Origin of the sequence: Falsirhodobacter xinxiangensis, assembly GCF_004959935.1 — a bacterium.
GTDB classification, from domain to species: Bacteria; Pseudomonadota; Alphaproteobacteria; order Rhodobacterales; family Rhodobacteraceae; genus Falsirhodobacter; species Falsirhodobacter xinxiangensis.
In genome coordinates this window covers 92,889-111,201 of record NZ_SMYN01000011.1, presented here as the reverse complement: position 1 = coordinate 111,201, position 18,313 = coordinate 92,889, and the positions used below count along the sequence as shown (strand labels likewise).

The 18,313-nt window shown below is 65.4% G+C and carries 20 protein-coding genes; 13 read left to right on the top strand and 7 right to left on the bottom strand.

Going from position 1 to position 18,313, the window contains the following annotated elements:
- Positions 1 to 220: 220 nt before the first annotated feature.
- Positions 221 to 565: a bactofilin family protein gene (locus E2K76_RS13895; RefSeq protein ID WP_136684954.1), complete on the top strand. Its 345-nt coding sequence runs from the start codon at positions 221 to 223 to the stop codon at positions 563 to 565.
- Between the two features lie 21 nt (positions 566 to 586).
- Here E2K76_RS13895 and E2K76_RS13890 read toward each other — a convergent pair whose 3' ends face one another.
- From E2K76_RS13890 to E2K76_RS13880, 3 genes are all read right to left on the bottom strand, one after another.
- Positions 587 to 2,059 carry a carboxypeptidase M32 gene (locus E2K76_RS13890; RefSeq protein ID WP_136684953.1) on the bottom strand — a complete coding sequence of 491 codons (1,473 nt, stop codon included), beginning with the start codon at positions 2,057 to 2,059 and terminating at the stop codon, positions 587 to 589.
- Positions 2,056 to 3,216, bottom strand: coding sequence for a heme A synthase (gene ctaA / locus E2K76_RS13885; RefSeq protein ID WP_136684952.1), 1,161 nt, complete (start codon positions 3,214 to 3,216; stop codon positions 2,056 to 2,058). Before ctaA ends, E2K76_RS13890 begins: the two co-directional genes overlap by 4 nt.
- A 69-nt stretch (positions 3,217 to 3,285) precedes the next feature.
- Positions 3,286 to 3,747 carry an Lrp/AsnC family transcriptional regulator gene (locus E2K76_RS13880; protein ID WP_136684951.1) on the bottom strand — a complete coding sequence of 154 codons (462 nt, stop codon included), beginning with the start codon at positions 3,745 to 3,747 and terminating at the stop codon, positions 3,286 to 3,288.
- A gap of 140 nt (positions 3,748 to 3,887) precedes the next feature.
- Here E2K76_RS13880 and cobA point away from each other — a divergent pair, with 140 nt between their 5' ends.
- From cobA to E2K76_RS13850, 6 genes are read left to right on the top strand one after another with little or no spacing between them, the layout of a single operon-like run.
- A complete protein-coding gene (gene cobA / locus E2K76_RS13875) occupies positions 3,888 to 4,667 on the top strand; it encodes a uroporphyrinogen-III C-methyltransferase (protein WP_136684950.1) in 780 nt (259 codons plus the stop codon).
- Complete coding sequence (locus E2K76_RS13870) at positions 4,664 to 4,984, top strand: DUF2849 domain-containing protein (protein WP_136684949.1); 321 nt, start codon at positions 4,664 to 4,666, stop codon at positions 4,982 to 4,984. Before cobA ends, E2K76_RS13870 begins: the two co-directional genes overlap by 4 nt.
- A gap of 13 nt (positions 4,985 to 4,997) precedes the next feature.
- Positions 4,998 to 6,665 carry a nitrite/sulfite reductase gene (locus E2K76_RS13865; RefSeq protein WP_136684948.1) on the top strand — a complete coding sequence of 556 codons (1,668 nt, stop codon included), beginning with the start codon at positions 4,998 to 5,000 and terminating at the stop codon, positions 6,663 to 6,665.
- Complete coding sequence (locus tag E2K76_RS13860) at positions 6,655 to 7,404, top strand: phosphoadenylyl-sulfate reductase (protein ID WP_136684947.1); 750 nt, start codon at positions 6,655 to 6,657, stop codon at positions 7,402 to 7,404. Before E2K76_RS13865 ends, E2K76_RS13860 begins: the two co-directional genes overlap by 11 nt.
- Positions 7,401 to 7,805, top strand: coding sequence for a DUF934 domain-containing protein (locus E2K76_RS13855; protein WP_136684946.1), 405 nt, complete (start codon positions 7,401 to 7,403; stop codon positions 7,803 to 7,805). Before E2K76_RS13860 ends, E2K76_RS13855 begins: the two co-directional genes overlap by 4 nt.
- A 57-nt stretch (positions 7,806 to 7,862) precedes the next feature.
- A complete protein-coding gene (locus E2K76_RS13850) occupies positions 7,863 to 8,678 on the top strand; it encodes a ferredoxin--NADP reductase (protein ID WP_181952904.1) in 816 nt (271 codons plus the stop codon).
- A 31-nt stretch (positions 8,679 to 8,709) separates the two neighbouring features.
- Here E2K76_RS13850 and E2K76_RS13845 read toward each other — a convergent pair whose 3' ends face one another.
- Positions 8,710 to 9,318 (bottom strand): hypothetical protein, encoded by a 609-nt coding sequence (locus E2K76_RS13845; protein WP_136684944.1) that lies wholly within the window; start codon positions 9,316 to 9,318, stop codon positions 8,710 to 8,712.
- A 216-nt stretch (positions 9,319 to 9,534) separates the two neighbouring features.
- Here E2K76_RS13845 and infC point away from each other — a divergent pair, with 216 nt between their 5' ends.
- Entirely contained in the window at positions 9,535 to 10,032 is a 498-nt protein-coding gene (gene infC, locus E2K76_RS13840; protein ID WP_246032968.1) for a translation initiation factor IF-3, read from the top strand.
- A 33-nt stretch (positions 10,033 to 10,065) separates the two neighbouring features.
- Here the strand turns inward: infC and E2K76_RS13835 are convergent, their stop codons facing one another.
- A complete protein-coding gene (locus E2K76_RS13835; RefSeq protein WP_136684942.1) occupies positions 10,066 to 11,646 on the bottom strand; it encodes an OmpA family protein in 1,581 nt (526 codons plus the stop codon).
- Positions 11,647 to 11,741: 95 nt separating this feature from the next.
- Here E2K76_RS13835 and E2K76_RS13830 point away from each other — a divergent pair, with 95 nt between their 5' ends.
- Both E2K76_RS13830 and E2K76_RS13825 read left to right on the top strand, forming a co-directional pair.
- Positions 11,742 to 12,758 carry a glycosyltransferase family 2 protein gene (locus E2K76_RS13830; RefSeq protein ID WP_246032967.1) on the top strand — a complete coding sequence of 339 codons (1,017 nt, stop codon included), beginning with the start codon at positions 11,742 to 11,744 and terminating at the stop codon, positions 12,756 to 12,758.
- A gap of 51 nt (positions 12,759 to 12,809) precedes the next feature.
- The gene (locus tag E2K76_RS13825; protein WP_136684940.1) at positions 12,810 to 13,679 is read left to right on the top strand and encodes a phosphoadenosine phosphosulfate reductase; all 870 of its coding nucleotides are present in this window, start codon (positions 12,810 to 12,812) and stop codon (positions 13,677 to 13,679) included.
- Here E2K76_RS13825 and E2K76_RS13820 read toward each other — a convergent pair.
- Positions 13,674 to 14,039 carry a lysozyme inhibitor LprI family protein gene (locus tag E2K76_RS13820; protein ID WP_220432245.1) on the bottom strand — a complete coding sequence of 122 codons (366 nt, stop codon included), beginning with the start codon at positions 14,037 to 14,039 and terminating at the stop codon, positions 13,674 to 13,676. The genes E2K76_RS13825 and E2K76_RS13820 overlap by 6 nt on opposite strands.
- 69 nt (positions 14,040 to 14,108) lie before the next feature.
- Here E2K76_RS13820 and pyrC point away from each other — a divergent pair, with 69 nt between their 5' ends.
- From pyrC to E2K76_RS13805, 3 genes are all read left to right on the top strand, one after another.
- On the top strand, positions 14,109 to 15,143 hold the full coding sequence (gene pyrC / locus E2K76_RS13815) for a dihydroorotase (protein WP_136684938.1): 1,035 nt from the start codon (positions 14,109 to 14,111) through the stop codon (positions 15,141 to 15,143).
- Positions 15,140 to 15,817, top strand: coding sequence for an orotate phosphoribosyltransferase (locus E2K76_RS13810; protein ID WP_136684937.1), 678 nt, complete (start codon positions 15,140 to 15,142; stop codon positions 15,815 to 15,817). Before pyrC ends, E2K76_RS13810 begins: the two co-directional genes overlap by 4 nt.
- Before the next feature lie 229 nt (positions 15,818 to 16,046).
- Positions 16,047 to 17,537 (top strand): replicative DNA helicase, encoded by a 1,491-nt coding sequence (locus E2K76_RS13805; protein WP_136684936.1) that lies wholly within the window; start codon positions 16,047 to 16,049, stop codon positions 17,535 to 17,537.
- Here the strand turns inward: E2K76_RS13805 and E2K76_RS13800 are convergent.
- Positions 17,534 to 18,301 carry an EcsC family protein gene (locus E2K76_RS13800; protein WP_169053315.1) on the bottom strand — a complete coding sequence of 256 codons (768 nt, stop codon included), beginning with the start codon at positions 18,299 to 18,301 and terminating at the stop codon, positions 17,534 to 17,536. The two genes, E2K76_RS13805 and E2K76_RS13800, sit on opposite strands and share 4 nt — an antisense overlap.
- Between the last annotated feature and the right edge of the window lie 12 nt (positions 18,302 to 18,313).

The following is an 18,313-nucleotide window of genomic DNA, read 5'->3' as shown; positions in this document are numbered from 1 at the left end:
CTGCGGTGAAGCGGTATCTACGGATAGCACGCAGCACTCGCAAGAGGAAAAATGCATCCGACATGAAGATTTTTTGTCATGCCCAATAAATATTGGTGTCAAAGTGCCCCTGCCCAACAAACACGCAGCCGGCCATAACCCGCCCGGTCTTGCAAACGGCCTTGACCCCCACACGCGGTTGCGCCTTCTATCCCGAAAACGCCGTTCTAAGGATACGCACATGAATACGCCCGCCGACCGCCCCTTGGGGAATGCCGCAAAATCCGTCCTGTCTTCGGATCTGCGCATCAGCGGCGACATCACCTCCGAAGGCGCGGTGGAGATCTTGGGCACCGTCGATGGCACTGTCACGGCACGCGGCCTGACGGTCGGCCCTGAAGGTTCGGTCACCGCGACCGTCTCTGCCGAACAGGTCGACGTGAAAGGCCATCTTGATGGCCGCGTCAGCTGTTCGGAGCTGACCTTGCGCGGCACCGCGCGGGTCACGGCGGACATCACCTACAAGCGCGTGGTGATCGAAAGCGGCGCGCAGATCGAAGGCCGCTTCACGCTGGATGAAAAATAAGGGGCCCGAGGGCCCCTTTCTTCAAATCCGGTAGATACCGCGGAACTTCGCTTCCAGATAGTCCAGCAGCGGCCCCTCGTCCGGCTCGAATCCGCAAGCGGTGCGGATCGTGTCCGCCGGCGGCCGCAGACCCCCATGTCGTTGCAGCGCCTCGCGCAGCCAGCCGGTCGCCGCCGACGTATCGCCCTGTGTCAGCGCCTCATCCAGAGAAGGCACCGCCTGGCGCAGCGACGCATTCAGACATCCGGCATAGACGTTGCCCAGCGCATATGTCGGGAAATACCCGAACAGCCCCACTGACCAATGCACGTCCTGAAGCATCCCGTGCGAGGGCCGATCCACCGCCACCCCGAAATCGGACAGGAAGCGCGCGTTCCACGCCTCCTCCATGTCGGCCACCTCAAGCTTGCCGCGGATCAGGTCCCGTTCCAGATCAAAGCGCATCATGATGTGCAGGTTGTAATGCACCTCGTCGGCCTCGGTGCGAATGAACCCGGCCTGAACCCGGTTCACCGCGCCATAGAACGCCTCGGCATCCGCGATGCCGAAATCGCCGAACCGTTCAACCATCTGCCCATGCAGCCAGCCGGTGAAGGCCCGCGAGCGGCCAAGCTGGTTCTCATAGATCCGGCTCTGGCTTTCATGCACGCCCATCGACACCCCCGCCCCAACCGGGGTCAGCAAGTAGTCCGTATCGACGCCCAATTCGTAACAGGCGTGGCCAACCTCGTGGATGGTGGAATAGATGCAGTTGAACGGGTCCGTCTCGACCACCCGCGTCGTGATCCGCACATCGCTGCCGGACCCCGAGCTGAACGGATGCACCGCCGTGTCCAGACGCCCGCGCGTGAAGTCATAACCGAACCGTTTCGCCAGATCGCGCGACAGGCGAAGCTGCGCATCGGTGCCGAACTTGCCCGACAGCACGGGCGGCTGATACTCTGCCCCCAGAACCGCCTCGCGCAGCGCGACCAGCCGCGGACGCATCCGACCGAAGACCGCGCCGATCGTGTCCGCCGTCGCGCCCGGCTCGTAATCGTCGATCAGCGCGTCATAAAGATCGCCGCCGCCCGCCAGATGCGCCGCCTCCTCGCGCCGAAGCCGCACCACCTCGGCCAACGTCGGCAGGAAGGCCGCCACGTCGTCATTCGCCCGCGCCTCGGCCCACACCCCTTGCGCGATCGAGGTGACGCGCGCCAACTCCTCGGCCAGCTTGCCCGGAACCTTGGTGCTGCGCTCATAGCTGCGGCGGATCAGGCGAAGCTGCGCCTCCGACTCGTCATCCTCGGCCTTCGCCTGCGCCAGCCATCCAGCGATGCGCGGATCGGTGCGGCGGGCATGCAGCACGCCCTCCAGCGCCGCCGTCTCCTCGCCCCGCTGCTCGGCGGCGCCGCGCGGCATCATGGTTTCCTGATCCCAGCCCAGCCGTCCCGCAACCTGCGCCAGCGCCTCGGTCTGGCGCTGGAACGCCATCAGATCCTCGTAAGCGGTCATATCGTCCCCTTCCTGATCGAGCCGACAAGCGGATATTGTGCAAGATAGCGCGCCCGCAGGATAAGCACCCACAGCAAAATCGCCCCGATCTGATGGGTGATCGCCACATGCAGATGCGCCCCCGTCAGCGCGGCAAAGATGCCCAGCAGCATCTGCGCCACCATCATCGCCATCACGACATGGAACGCCCCGCGCGTCGTGCGGTTCGGCGACTTGCGCCCGCGGTTCCAGACGACGATGGAAAAGACGAACAGCAGATAGCCCGACATGCGGTGGATGAACTGCACCAGCCCCGGATTTTCAAAGAACGCATGCCAGACCGGAAGGCTGCCCCCCGCCCCGTCCGGCACATAGAACGCATCCGCCGGAAAGAACTGCCCGTTCATCAGCGGCCATGTCGGAAATCCGCGCCCCGCGTCGATCCCGGCGACCAGCGCGCCCAGCAGGATCTGCAAGAAGCAGAAATGCAGAAGGCCCGTGGACATGGAAAACAGCTTCGCTTCGCGCACCCGCCGTGCCTGAAGCAGTGCGCCCTCGGTCCGGCCCAGCAGCAGCACATACCACGCAAGAAACCCAAGGATCACGAAAGCCAGCCCCAGATGCGTCGCCAGCCGATAGGACGCGACCGAGGTCATATCCCCAACCAGCCCCGACGCCACCATCCACCAGCCGATGGCCCCCTGCAGCCCGCCCAGCGCGCCAACCAACAGCAGCCGCCCCGTCCAGCCCGCCGGGATCTTTCCCGCCAGCCAGAACCCGACGAAGCCCAGCGCCCAGATCACACCCACCACGCGGCCAAGCTGGCGATGCCCCCATTCCCACCAATAGATGGTCTTGAACGCATCCAGCGTCATGCCGGCATTCATCAACCGGTATTGCGGGCTGTCCTGATACAGCCGGAACTCTGCCTCCCACGCCGCCTGATCCATCGGCGGCAGCGCGCCCGTGACCGGCTTCCATTCGGTGATCGACAGCCCCGCATCCGACAGCCGGGTCATCCCGCCCACGACGATCATCGCCGCCACCAGCAGGAACAGCAGCACCAGCCACAGCCGGATCGCGCCGCGCGCACCCCCGGTCTTGCGGTCGATCCCGCCCATCACGGGACCGGCCTTCGCCTGATCGCCGACTTCCTCGAATATGCTGCGTTTCGCCATTGGACGGGCCCCTTCGTTGCGGGGGCGAAGCTACCCCCAGCCGCCGCCCCCTTCAAGGGACGGGTTGTCCTAGACCGGGAGCACCGTGGTCGCCTTGATCTCCTCCATCGACAAAAGCGCGGTCACATTGTGAATCCGCACTTCCGAGATCAACGCCTGATAGAAGCGGTCGTAGGCGCGCGCATTCTCCACCCGCACCTTCAGGATATAGTCGATATCGCCCGCCAGACGGTGCGCCTCCAGCACCTCGGGGCGCTCGCGCAGCGCGTGCAGGAACTTGCGCTGCCAGTCCGCCTCATGCTCGGACGTGCGGATCAGCACGAAGAAACACGCCTCCAGCCCCAGGGCTTCGGCATCCAGCAGCGCGGTCTGGCGCAGGATCACCCCCGCCTCCTTCATCCGGCGGATGCGATTCCACACCGGGGTCTTGGAAGAGCCGACCTTCTTGGCAATCTCGTCCAGCGATTGCGCCGCGTCCTGCTGCAACTCGGCAAGGATTTTCCTGTCCATTTCATCCAGCCGGACTGCCATTCGCAAAACTCCCCCTGCATCGGAAACCTGTTCCATGTGCGAAGTCTATCCGAACAACTGTCCTTATCCGCAAGGGGCTTATGGCAAAATGGGGGAAAAATGTCCTATATGGATGGGACCAAGCCACCCGGAGTGCAGCCATGTCGCATCAGCCCCTGACCCATAACGGTGCCGTCACCTTCGTTGGTGCAGGCCCGGGCTGCGTGGACATGCTGACCATGGGTGCCTTCCGTGCGCTGCAAGAGGCTGACGTCGTCATCCACGACCGCCTCGTCGGGCCAGAGATTCTGGCGCTGGCCAAAGGCACGCTGATAGACGCCGGCAAGGAGGGCTTCGGCCCCTCCACCCCGCAATCCGCGATCAACGCGCTGATCGTCGGCCATGCCGGCACCGGCGCCCGCGTCGTGCGCCTGAAGGGCGGCGATTGCGGCATCTTCGGCCGTCTGGACGAGGAGATCGAGGCGCTGGAGGCGGCCGGCATCCAATGGTCGATCCTGCCCGGCCTGACCTCCGCCGCCGCCGCCGCCGCTGCCATCGGGCAAAGCCTGACGAAACGCGGCCGCAACCGCGGGCTGCGCATCGTCACGGGCCACGACATGGACGGTTTCGCCGATCAGGACTGGAAAGGCCTTGCCCGCAGCGGAGAGGTCGCCGCGATCTATATGGGCAAGAAGGCGTCCCGCTTCATCCAGGGCCGCCTGATGATGCACGGGGCCGATGCAAACACCCCGGTCACGCTGGTGGAAAATGCCACCCGCCCCGACCAGCGCATCGTCGCCGCCACCCTTGGCACATTGTCCGATACCGCGACATGCCTGACCGGACCCGCCGTGATGCTTTACGGCCTTGCCCCCCGCGCCGCCGCCCAAGCCCTTCCAGAACTGCACGAGGCCTCCGGTCTTAAAGAGGTTACAGCATGAGCCGCAAATACATCCCCAAGGTCGTGACCGCCAACGCGCTGCTGGAAGGCGACGTGATCTACCTCACCGCCGACGACCGCTGGACGCGAGAGCATCATGAGGCGGAACTGATCGAGGACGAGGCCCACGCCCAGCTGCGTCTGCTGCACGCGGCTGCCCAGAAGGGCACCGTCGTCGGCGCCTATCTTGCCGATGCGAAACCCGGCGCCAACGGCCCCGAGCCGATCCACTTCCGCGAGGTGTTCCGCACCCGTGGCCCGTCCAACTATGCCCATGGCAAACAGGTGGGCGAACAGCCCGGCCCGCGCCACTACTGAGATCGAGGAAGCCATGTATAGCTACAACGATTTCGACGAAGCCTTCGTGCGCGAACGCGTCGCCCAGTTCACCAGCCAGGTCGAACGCCGCATCGACGGCTCGCTGACCGAGGATGAGTTCAAGCCGCTGCGCCTGATGAACGGGCTGTATCTGCAACTCCACGCCTATATGCTGCGGGTCGCGATCCCTTATGGCACGCTGAACCCCAACCAGATGCGCCAGCTCGCGCATATCGCGGAGACGTGGGACAAGGGCTACGGCCACTTCACCACGCGCCAGAACATCCAATACAACTGGCCGCTGCTGAAAGACGTGCCCGCGATGCTGTCCGCGCTGGCCGATGTGGGCATGCACGCGATCCAGACCTCGGGCAACACGATCCGCAACGTCACCTCCGACCATTTCGCTGCGGCTGCGGCGGACGAGATCGAAGACCCCCGCCCCTATGCCGAGCTTCTGCGCCAGTGGTCCACCGACCATCCGGAGTTCCAGTTCCTGCCGCGCAAGTTCAAGATCGCCGTCACCGGCAGCCCGAACGACCGCGCCGTGGTCAAGGCGCATGACATCGGCCTGCGCATGATCCGCCGGGGCGATGAAGTCGGCTTCGAGGTGCTGGTCGGTGGCGGTCTGGGCCGCACGCCGATGATCGGCCAAGTGGTGCGGGACTTCTTGCCCAAGGAAGACCTGCTGCCCTATTGCGAGGCGATCGTCTCGGTCTACAACCTGCTGGGCCGCCGCGACAACAAATACAAGGCGCGCATCAAGATCACAGTCCACGAAAACGGTCTGGACGAGATCAAGCGTCAGGTAGAACAGCGTTTCGCCGAGATTCGCCCGACCTTCCACGGCCACGATCAAGACCTGCTGGACGACATCCGCGCGGCCTTCGCCCCGCCCGCCTTCCGCAACGCGGAAACTACGGCGCATGACCAGTTCTACGCCGCCGATCCCGTGTATCGGTCGTGGGCCGACACCAACCTGACGGAACATCGCAACGCGCAATATTCCATCGTCACCATCAGCATCAAGAAGCATGGCGAAACCCCCGGCGACGCCACCGCCCACCAGATGCGCGTCATGGCCGACCTTGCCGAACGCTACGGCCATTCCGAACTGCGCATCAGCCACGAACAGAACGTGATCCTGCCGCATGTCCACAAATCGGACCTGCCCGCCGTCCACGCGGCGCTGGTGCAGGCTGGCCTCGGCACCGCGAACGTCGGCTTGATCTCCGATATCATCGCCTGCCCCGGCATGGATTATTGCGCGCTGGCCACTGCCCGCTCGATTCCGGTCGCGCAGGAAATCGCGACCCGCTTCGACGAATTGAAGCTGGAGCACGAGGTCGGCCCGCTGAAGATCAAGATCTCTGGCTGCATCAATGCCTGCGGACATCACCATGTCGGGCATATCGGGATTCTGGGTCTGGACCGTGCCGGCGTCGAAAACTACCAGATCACGCTGGGCGGCGACGGGACCGAAACCGCCGTCATCGGCGAGCGCGCCGGTCCGGGCTTCGCCTATGACGAGATCGTCCTGGCCATCGAACGCCTTGTGCACGCCTATCTGGAACACCGGACCGAACCGACCGAGACCTTCCTGCAAACCTACCGACGGCTTGGCCTCGCCCCCTTCAAGGCTGCGCTCTATCCGGCGGAAGGGGAGAAGGATGCCGCTTGATCCCGGATGGGCCTCGCTGGCCGAGAAGGCGGCGGAGCTGAACAGCCGCTATAAATACCACGCCGCCGTGTCGGTGATGGAACATGCGCTGGGCGACCCCGACGTCGGGGCGACCACGCTGGTGTCCAGCTTCGGCGCGGAATCGGTGGTGCTGCTGCACATGCTGTCAGTCATGGCGCCAGAAACCCCGGTCCTGTTCATCGACACGCAGATGCTGTTCCCCGAAACGCTGCAATACCAGCGTGACGTGGCGGAAAAGCTGGAGCTGACGAACATCCAGACCATCGTGGCCGATCCCGCCGCGCTGGATTACGAAGACCCGGACGGCACGCTGCACCAGTTCAACACCGACGCCTGCTGCAACCTGCGCAAGACCGTCCCGCTGGAAAACGCGCTGCGCCCCTATGACGCGTGGATCACCGGCCGCAAACGCTTTCAGGCCGGCACCCGCGCCGCGCTGGAGTTCTTCGAACTGGACGGCGACACGCGGCTGAAGATCAACCCACTTGCCATGTGGGGCCGCGAGGATCTGGAGGAGTATATGGTGAACAACCGTCTGCCCCGTCACCCTCTGGTCGCCAAGGGCTATCCATCCATCGGCTGCGCCCCCTGCACCAGCCCGGTCAAACCGGGCGAGGACCCCCGCGCCGGCCGTTGGCGCGGCAGCAACAAGACCGAATGCGGCATCCATTTCATCAATGGCAAGCCCGTCCGCACCTCCAAGGAGAACGCCGCATGAGCGTGATCGTCACCGACCGCGGGTTCGCCCCCGACGACTTCACTGCCGAGATCGCCCCCCTGGCCGAGCTTGGCAACCACTCCGCCGTGGACCTTGCCGCCACCGACGATCCGACCGCCTTGGAAGGTCGGCTGAACGATCTGGCGCTGATCCGCGTCGCCTTCGCGTCCTTCTCGGACGGGCGCGGGTTCACGCAGGCCGCACGCCTTCGCCGAATGGGTTACACGGGCCGCCTGCGCGCGCACGGTCATGTAATCGCGGATCAATATGCCATGGCACGACGTTCCGGCTTCGACGAGGTTGAAATTTCCGACGATCTTGCCATACGTCAGCCCGAGGACCAGTGGCGCTTCCGCGCCGACTGGCAAGCCCACAACTATCAGGCCCGCCTGCGCGCCTGACCCATGCCGCAGCCAGGGGACCTCCCCTTCCGCCCCCGGCCCATGCAAGGAACGACCATGAACGAGACCGTCGCCATCGCCCCCACCGCCAAAGTCGATCCCAACGCGCAGACCGTCACCTCGGTGCGCCACTGGTCGGACACGCTGTTTTCCTTCCGCGTGACGCGCCCCGCCTCGCTGCGGTTCCGCTCGGGCGAGTTCGTGATGATCGGGCTGGCGGGCGACAATGGCAAACCGATCATGCGCGCCTATTCCATCGCCTCGCCGAACTGGGACGAGGAGTTGGAGTTCTATTCGATCAAGGTGCCGGACGGCCCCCTGACCTCGCGGCTCCAGAACATCCAGCCGGGCGATCAGATCGTCTTGCGTCCGAAACCCGTCGGCACGCTGGTCCACGACGCGCTGCTTCCGGGCAAGCGGGTGTGGTTCCTTGCCACCGGCACCGGCATCGCGCCTTTCGCCAGCCTGATGCGCGACCCCGAGACCTACGAGAAGTTCGACGAGGTCGTCATGATGCACACCTGCCGCACCGCCGAAGAACTGACCTATGGCCGCGAGCTGGTCGAGGCGCTGGAACAGGACGAGCTGATCGGCGAAATGGTGGCGGGCAAGCTGAAATACTATCCGACCACCACGCGAGAGCCGTCGCCGCTGATGGGCCGGATCACCGACAACCTCGCCTCGGGCAAGGTCTTCACCGATCTGGGGCTCGATCCGATGAACCCCGCCACCGACCGCGCGATGGTCTGCGGATCGCTGGCCTTCAACCAGGATGTGATGAAGGTGCTGGAGGGCTTCGGCCTACACGAAGGCGCCAATTCCGAACCGCGCGAATATGTCGTGGAAAAAGCCTTCGTCGGCGAAGGCGTCTGAAGGAAGGGCCGCATGACGCGGCCCTTTTTCGTTACAGCCCCAATTCGCGACGCGCGGCTTCCAGCGCGGCGTCCAAGGCTTCCGGCGTCTGTTCGGCGGCCGCGAGCCCGTTCTTGAGCCGCGTCTTCACCTCGTCGCCCAACGCGGATGCATCGATGAAGTTCCGTGCACGCTCGGCATCGTAATGCTCCACGGTGAAGAATTGCGCCGGGTTCAGACCTGCGACCGCATCGGCGGCAGATCGGCCCGCAACGGTCGCGGCATTGGCAGCCTCGTTCGCGGCGGCGGCAGCGGCATCCGCCGCGTCGACGGCGGCATCATTCGCGGCCTCGCCCGCGTTTTCCAGCGCCGCGGCGGCATCGGCAGCCGCATTGGACGCAGCCTCGGTCGCGGCATCGGCGGCGGCGGCGGCATCGGCGGCGGCCTGCGCGCGGGCGGCTTCGTCCGACGCCTCGGCTTCGGCGGCGGCCTTCGCGGCTGCCTCGGCGGCGGCGTCAGCCTCGGCCTGTGCGGCACGGGCGGCATCCGCCTCGGCCTGCGCGCGCACCGCCTCTTCCTGCGCGGGACGGTAGCTGAACTGGTAATAGCCCCCCGCCGCAAGCAGCACGAGGATGGCAGCGGTGATGACGGTCTTGTTCATGGTCTCTCCTCTTGCCGCAAAGCTGCGGCACCGGACGCTGTCTGGCACAACGAAACCCGGCTGAAAAGCGTTCCGCAGCCAGCCAAGCAAGGGGATTGAGGTTGAAAGCCGCCGCCACTCGCATTAGCTTGCGCGACATCGCATAACCGCTGAAGGACGCATACCATAGCCCGCAGACCCCACAACGCCCCGCCGCAACGCGACACGGGCCCCCGCGTGAATGATCGCATCCGCGCCAATGAAATTCGCCTGATCGGTGCCGACGGCGAAAACGTCGGCGTCGTGACCCCCGCGCGCGCCATGGCTATGGCCGAGGAAGCCGGGCTGGATCTGGTTGAGATCTCTCCGAACGCGGAACCGCCGGTCTGCAAGATCATGGATTTCGGTAAGTTCAAGTACGAGCAGCAGAAACGCGAGGCCGAGGCCCGCAAGAAGCAGCACGTGATCGAGATCAAGGAAATCAAGTTCCGTCCCGGCACCGACACGCATGACTATGACGTGAAGATGCGTTCGGTTCTGAAATTCCTTGGCGAAGGCGACAAGGTGAAGGTCACCCTGCGCTTCCGCGGCCGCGAAATGGCGCACCAGGATCTTGGTCTGGAACTGCTTCAGCGCGTGGCCGCCGATGTGACCGAGGCCGAAGCCGGCAAGGTCGAATCGATGCCCAAGCTCGAAGGTCGCCAGATGGTCATGATGATCGGCCCGGCGAAATAAGAATAAGGCGCGGGGTTTCCCCCGCGCCTTATTTCATCGCGCCGCCGTTTGCAGGATCGGGGTGATGATCCGAACGGCGACGCGGCGGTTGCGCGGCTCGTCCGTTTCGGTCTCCACCCGCAGATCGCTTTCGCCATATCCCTGCACCACCAGATTTTCCGGCGGCACGTCGAAATACTCGGTCAGCGCCAGCGCGACCGATTCCGCGCGACGGTCCGACAGGGCAAGGTTCGACGCCGCAGAGCCGACCGCATCCGTATGCCCTTCGACAAGGAACACTTCACGCGGGTTGTCCGCAACCATGTCGCGCACCAGCCGCCCCAGATCCGCAAGCTGCTCGGCCTGCCCCGCATCCACGGCAGCCGACCCGGTGCGGAAGGTGATGTTGTCCACATCCAGCACCGGGGCAAGCGCGCGCACCTGCCTGTAATCGCGAATCTGCGCCAGCGAATAGGTCCGCGCATTCTCTCGCGCCTCGATCCGCGCCAGCGCATCCCGCAGCGAGTCCCGGTCGGTCGCCGACACCCGCGCCTCCTCGCGTGCAGGCGGCAGCAGCGAGACATCCACCGGCGCGGCCTTCACGGTATCGTCGATCAGCCGGATCTCGTTTCCGGCGGTATCGACGCGGCTGCGGCGCAGCACGCGGCCCGAGGCGTCGCGGATCGTCACGACGCGCGTCCCGTCCCCCTGCTCCACCGTCGACCGGGTCGAGCCGTCGTCGAAGCGTTCTGTCCGCACCGTGCTGCCCGGCTGGCGCAGGAGTGCATCATCATCCTTCAGGACCGCAAAGCTGCCATCGTTCTGACGGACGACGACACGGTCGCCCGTGTTCGACACGACCTCGTCGCCATTGTTCATCAGTGCGCCGATGGCCAGACCGCCCAGCGCCAGAAGCCCGACCTTCTCCAGATTGCTCAGCCCGCCATCGTCCTCGCCCCGGCGCTCGCCCGAAGCGGTGGTGGCGAAATCCTCGTCGCTGGATCTTGCATCGTCCGCGGTGATCTCGGTCGTCGTCTCCTCGGCAGGAGCGGCATTTTCCCGCGCAGCGGCTTCGGGAACCGGCGCCGCCTCTGAAGCTTCCTCCGCAGGCGCAGCATCCGATGCGGCAGGAGGGGCTTCTGGAACCGCCGCCTCGGGAGCCTGCTCGGGCGGCGTTTCGGTAGCCGGAGCATCCGGCGCAGGGGCCTCTGGAGCCTGCTCGGGCGGCGTCTCCGCCTGCTCAGGCGGCGTTTCGGTGGCCGGGGCAGCATCCGGCGCAGGGGCCTCGGGGGCCGCGTCCGGAGCCTGCTCTGGCGGCGTTTCGGCGGCCGGGGGAGCCTCTGCCTCCGGAGGCGGCGCTTCCTCCGCGGGCGCCGGGGGCTGGTCGGGTTCGGGTTCCGCAGGGTCCTCCGCGCTCGGGGCTTCGGGTTCCGGCTCCGGGCTTACCGGCTCGGCGCTCGGCTCCTCGGCAGGGCGTTCCGCCTCGGTCCCCGAGGGGTCCACCGGGGCCGCATCTTCCACCGGGGGCACCGGAGTCTCCTGCGCGACCAGTGGCAAAGGCGGCAGCCCCGCCAGCGCGACGGTCAGCGCCGCCGTCGTGGTCAGCAACCTGCTGTGCAAAATCCGCTTCGTCATGGAAATTCTCCTTCCTCGCCCCCGAACGCGGCAGCGGTGGCACGGTTCCCGCACGCGGACCTATGCGGCGCGGCGCGCCCGTGCTAGGCAGTGCCGTGGTCCGTCATCTTTCCATCCTTACCGTCCGCAACGAAGGCGCGTTCCTCCTGGAATGGCTCGCCCATCACCGGGCCGTGGGATTTGACGATTTCCTGATCTTTTCGAACGATTGCCAAGATGGCACCGACCTGATGCTGGACCGGCTGCAACAGCTGGGGCTCGTGACCCATATCCGCAACGATGGCCCGTTTCCACAGGGCCCGCAATGGGCGGCGCTGAAACAGGCGGAACGGCACCCGCTGATGCACCGCGCGGATTGGGTTCTGGTGCAGGACATCGACGAATTCGTCAACATCCGCGCGGGTGGCCATCGGCTTGCGGACCTGCACGCCGCGATGCCCGACGCGACAGCCATCGCGCTCAGCTGGCGGATGTTCGGCAATGACGGCGTCGTGCATTACGACGATGCGCCCGTCACGCGCACCTTCACCCGCGCCGCCCCTTCGGTCCTGCAATGGCCTTGGCGCGCGATGCTGATCAAGACGCTGTTCCGCAACGACGGCAGCTATCGCAAGCTGGGCGTCCACCGGCCCAAATCCCCCGAGGATGTGGACCACCAACGCTGGTTCGACGGATCGGGGCGCGAGCTGCCCGAAAGCTTTCGATCCCGCGGGCTGTTCGTGCCGTTCCTGCGTGACAATCATGCGGTGGTGCAGTTGAACCATTACGCCCTTGGCGCGATGGAAAGCTATATCGTCAAATGCGACCGGGGCCGCGCGAACCGCGAATCCTCGGCCTTCGACATGTCCTATTGGGTCGACCGCAACTTCCGCGACGAGGAGGATCGCAGCATTCTCGATCTTGCCCCCGACCCCGTCGAAGATGCGGAACTGGCGCGCCTTCACGCCGCCGCCGTCGACTGGCGCCGAAGCCGTTTTCGAGAACTGATGCAAGAGGAGCCGTGGCAGGCGCTGTTCGGCAGGTTGCTGATGACCCCGCCCACACGCCCCCTTCCGCCCGATCAGGTCGCGCTGATCTTGCGACATCGCGTCACACAGCCCGCGCCGGATTGACCGCTTGGCGGCAAGGCGACAAACTTTCCTGCCATTCCAGACAGCCGCGCCATGACCGACGACACCCTGCCCCGCGATGCCTTCGCCGCGACCGACAAGGCCGCGTGGCTTGCCGCCATGGAAAGTATTGGCGAGAGCGAAGGCTATTTTCAACCCTTGGGTGCGCGGCACTGGGCGATGTTCGCCGATGACAGCACGACGCTGCTGGTCAGCTTCGAGTCGATCGAGGCCTGCCTTGCCCGCGCAGACCAGATGCCGATGGGGCGCATCGTAGCCGAATCGAAGGGCTGGTCGCATCTGTGCCTGATCACGGACGGGCCGACATGGTTCCGCGACCCCGCCGTCTATTCCTTCTTCGACCGGCTGGTCGAGGATGCCTTCTTCGAGGATTTCGACCGCGTCGTCTTTCATGGCAGCGGCATGGGCGCCTATGCCGCCTGTGCGTTTTCAGTCACTGCACCCGAGGCGACCGTGATCGCGGTGCAGGCGCGCGCCACGCTGGACCCCGCGCGCACGGGCTGGGACCCGCGCGACCGCAAGCAGCGGCGGCTCGACTTCACGTCGCGATATGGGTTTGCGCCGGACATGGTCGAAGGCGCGGGCGGGGTGTTCCTGATCTACGATCCGCTGTTCGCCCCGGACGCCGCCCATGCCGCGCTGTTCGACCGCGCGAACGTCACGCATCTGAAATGCCGGGGGGGCGGCGGCGAACTTGGCACCATGCTGGAGCATATGGCCATCGTCCCGCGCCTTCTGGAAAACGCGGGCGAGGGGCGAATCTCGGCGGCGATATTCGCCCGGCTCTGGCGCAGGCGGCACCAGCACGAACCCTATCTGCGGCGGCTTCTGACGCTGAACCGCGACAAACCGCGCCGCACGAAACCGGTGCTGGACGCGCTGCGGGTCATCCGCGATTCATGACCCCTTGGCCAGAGCCTCCATATCGGCGGTTCTTGCGTCGGTCAGACGGGTCTTGCAGTTGACGACGACCATCCCCTGCATCGAGCCGCCGGCATAGGGCAGCCCTTCGGCGGCGCAGGCGGTGTCGCGGAACGAGATCCACGCGCGCTGGGCACGCCGCAGGACATCCTCGCCGCCGTCCAGCCCGCGCATCTTCGTCATCGCCTTGCCGAAGGCCGCGTTCAGCGCATCGTCGGCGGCGCCCAGTTCTTCGGCAGCACATTGGGTCATCTGGGCTTGCGTCACGGCATTGGCGCAATCGACCTGCTGCGCGGCAACGGGCAACGGCAGCAGAAGCGTCAGGGCAAGAATGCGATACATCGGGGTCTCCTTCATTTCGGCGCAAGCTAGTGCTGGAAAATGCCACGGCGATGCGCTAGGCGCGAGGGCATGCAACAGACATTGACCCTCCGCCGCCCGGATGACTGGCACCTGCACCTGCGCGACGGCGCGATGCTGGAAGGTGTCCTGCCCGAAACCGCCCGCCATTTCGCGCGGGCGATCATCATGCCGAACCTCGTGCCGCCGGTCGTGACCGGCGATCACGCCCGCGCCTATCGCGACCGAATCCTCGCCGCCCTGCCAGAAGGCATGGCGTTCGAGCCGCTGATGACGCTGTATCTGACCGAAGGCACCGACGCCGCCGATGTGCGCGCGGCAGCCGAATCCGGTCTGGTCAAGGCGGTGAAGCTGTATCCGGCGGGGGCGACGACCAATTCCCACGGCGGCGTGCGCGATTTCGACAAGGTGCGCGGCGTGCTGGAGACGATGGCCGAGATCGGCCTGCCCCTCTGCATCCACGGCGAGGTGACGACCCCCGAGGTCGATATCTTCGACCGCGAAGCCGTGTTCATCGACACCGTCCTCGACCCGCTGCGCCGCGCCAATCCGGGCCTGCGCGTGGTGATGGAGCATATCACGACCGAACAGGGCGTCGCCTATGCCCGGTCGGGAACCGATCTGGCCGCGACGATCACGACGCACCATCTGGTCATCAACCGCAACCACATCCTCGTGGGCGGGATCAAGCCGCATTACTACTGCCTGCCGGTGGCGAAACGCGAACAGCATCGGCTGGCGCTGCGCGAGGCGGCGATGTCGGGCGATGCGACCTTCTTCCTCGGCACCGATTCGGCCCCGCATGTGGACGCGCTGAAGGAACATGCCTGCGGCTGCGCGGGCTGCTTCACCGCCACCAACACCATGTCCGTTCTGGCCGAGGTGTTCGAGCAGGACGGCAAGCTGGATCGCCTCGAAGGGTTCGCATCCCTCCACGGTCCCGCCTTCTATCGCCTGCCGGTGAACGAGGCGACCATCACCCTGACCAAAGGCGCGCCCGTCGAATACCCCACGAAAATCGAAACCGGCGCCGGTCCCGTGACCGTGTTCGACCCCGGCTTCCCCCTGCACTGGACCGTGAAATGATCCCGACCTCCTTCCCCCCGCGCGAAGAAATCGCCCGCCTGACCGCCCGGATGCTGCTGGAGATCAAGGCCGTCCACTTCAATGCGGAAACGCCGTTCACGCTGGCCTCGGGCCTGCCCTCGCCGACCTATATCGATTGCCGCAAGCTGATCTCCTATCCGCGCATCCGCAGCACGCTGATGGACTTCCTGACCGTGACCGTCATGCGCGACGCGGGGTTCGAGGCGTTCGACAACATCGCAGGCGGCGAAACCGCAGGCATCCCCTTCGGCGCTTGGGTGGCCGAGCGCATGGCGCTGCCGATGACCTATGTTCGGAAAAAGCCCAAAGGCTACGGCCGCAACGCCCGCATCGAAGGCGCGATGACCGAAGGCCAGCGCGTCCTGCTGGTGGAGGATCTGACCACCGACGGCGGATCGAAACTGTCCTTCGTCGATGCGATCCGCGAAACGGGGGCAAGCTGCGCGCATACGGCGGTGATCTTCTATTACGGCATCTTCCCGGAAACGACGCAGCGGCTCGCCGATCATGGTGTGACGCTGCATCACCTGTGCACCTGGTGGGACGTGCTGGCCGAAGCCCGCGCACAGGGCGCTTTCGATGAAAAAACGCTCACCGAGGTCGAGGCTTTCCTGAACTCGCCGCGCGAATGGCAGGAGGCCCGGAAGGGCTGAGCCATTTCCGGCCTATGACGTCCCAAGGCGCTGCGCAGCCCGCGCGGCGCCTTGTTTCTTCGCCCGTTTCAACACTTGCCCGCAGGGTTATCCACAGGAAAGCCCCCATATCTGCGGGCTTTCCCGCAGTTTTTCCACAGACTTTTCCCCTTTGCACCCAAGCCGCAATCGGGGGTATGAACACGAACCACCGGAACAGGGTCGGGATCGCCGACCAGAGAGGAAGAGCATGAACGAGATCACGAGCTTCCGTCCCAATGCCGGCCCCGCGCCCGAAGGGGATACCGATGCCCTGCCGCATAATATCGAAGCAGAACAGCAGCTTCTGGGCGCGATCCTGACGAATAACGACGTCTATGACCGCGTTTCGTCGCTGTGCAAGGCTGACCACTTCTACGATCCGGTCCATGCGCGCATCTTCGAAGTCGCCTCGGCCCGCATCCAGAAGAACGCGCTCGCTTCGCCCGTAACGCTCAAAGCGTTTCTGGAGGACGACCCAGGGTTGCGCGAGCTGGGCGGCCCCGCATACCTTGCCCGCTTGGCGGGCGCGGCGATCTCGGCCTTCGCGGCGCGCGATTATGCACAGATGATCTATGACCTTGCCGTGCGGCGCGAACTGATCGCGCTGGGCCGGGATATTTCGGCCAAAGCCGCCAAGGTCGATGTCGCGTCCGAGCCGAAGGAACAGATCGTCGAGGCCGAACAGCGCCTTTATAAGCTCGGCGAACAGGGCGTCGCCGAACGCGGCTTTCAATCGTTCCTGAAAGCCGTGACCGAGGCGGTGAATGTCGCAAACGCCGCCTATCAACGCGACGGTGGCCTTGCCGGGATTTCGACCGGGCTTGTCGATCTGGACAAGAAGCTGGGCGGGCTGCATCCGTCCGACCTTCTGATCCTTGCGGGCCGTCCGTCGATGGGGAAAACCTCGCTGGCGACCAACATCGCGTTCAACGTGGCGAAAGCCTACAAGCGCGGCATCACCCATGACGGCACCGAAGGCGCGGTCGAAGGCGGCATCGTGGGGTTCTTCTCGCTGGAGATGTCGGCCGAACAGCTGGCCGCCCGTATCCTGTCCGAAGCGTCGGAAGTGCCGTCCGAACAGATTCGCCGCGGCGACATGACCGAGGCCGAATTCCGCCGTTTCGTGGAAGCCGCGAAGGCGCTGGAAGCCTGCCCGCTCTATATCGACGATACACCCGCCCTGCCGATTTCGCAGGTCGCAGCCCGCTGCCGCCGCCTGAAACGGACGCATGGACTGGACGTGCTGATGGTGGACTATCTCCAGCTTCTGAAGGGTTCTTCCAAGGAATCCCGCGTGCAGGAGGTGTCCGAGATCACCCAGGGCCTGAAGGCGATCGCCAAGGAGTTGAACATCCCCGTCATCGCCCTGTCGCAGCTGTCGCGCCAGGTCGAATCGCGCGAGGATAAACGCCCGCAGCTTTCGGACCTGCGCGAATCCGGCTCGATCGAACAGGACGCCGACGTTGTGATGTTCGTGTATCGCGACGAATATTACAAAGAGCGTGAAAAACCGGGCGACCATGATCTGGAGGCCATGGCGAAATGGCAGCAGATCATGGAACAGGTGCACGGCAAGGCCGAATGCATCATCGGCAAACAGCGCCACGGCCCGATCGGCACGGTGGAGCTTTCGTTCGAAGGCCGCTTCACCCGCTTCGGCAACCTCGTCAAACCGTGGCAGCAGGGGTCCGAGTTCTAGGGCCGCACGGGTTTCGCATTCGCGGCGCGGAAGGCGTGCAGAACCTCGCCCTCCGCGTGGCTTTGCGCCAGCTTCATCAGCGAAAAGCGCACATGCGCCAGTTCCTGATAATAGCCAAGGAAGGCGAGGTTCACCGCGGCCCCCGTCACCGCCCCGATGACCGGCACCGTCTGCGCCGCCAGTTTCTGCCCCATGACCAGCGCGAATTTCGGCGCGATCCGCGCGATCATCGCATGCGCCCCCGCACCGTTCAGCATCACCCGCGCCGCAAGAAAGCCGGTGTTGACGCCGTCATCCTCCTCCAGCGGCGATCCCGAACCGAAAACGCGCAGACATTCCAGCCGGACCACCTCGTCATCGGGATCGAACCCGTGTTCCGCCGCGATCTTCTGGATGGCGGCGAAGAAGATCGACACCGTCGCCGGAAGCTCCAGCACCGCCGAGCCCAACCCGCCGAAGCCACCCGCCCCGCCCGACACGGCGACCGCGATCTTGTGCCCATGCTTGCCCGCATCCGGTAGAACGCCGCTGCCACGCACACCCGACGCGGCCTTGTAGCATTGCTCCAGCGCCGAACCCGTCACGTCCTCGATTCGGTCACGAACACCCTGCGGCAGCTTCTCCATCAGCCCCTCGGCCCGCCCGCCGGCAAGGTTGACCGCCTTCATCAGCGGACCGCCCGCCTTTTGCGCGCGTTTGGCAAGCGCGGCGATCTGCGCCTCGGTCTGGGCGGAAAGCGGTGCGGGAACAAGCGTGTGGGTCATCGATGGCCTCCG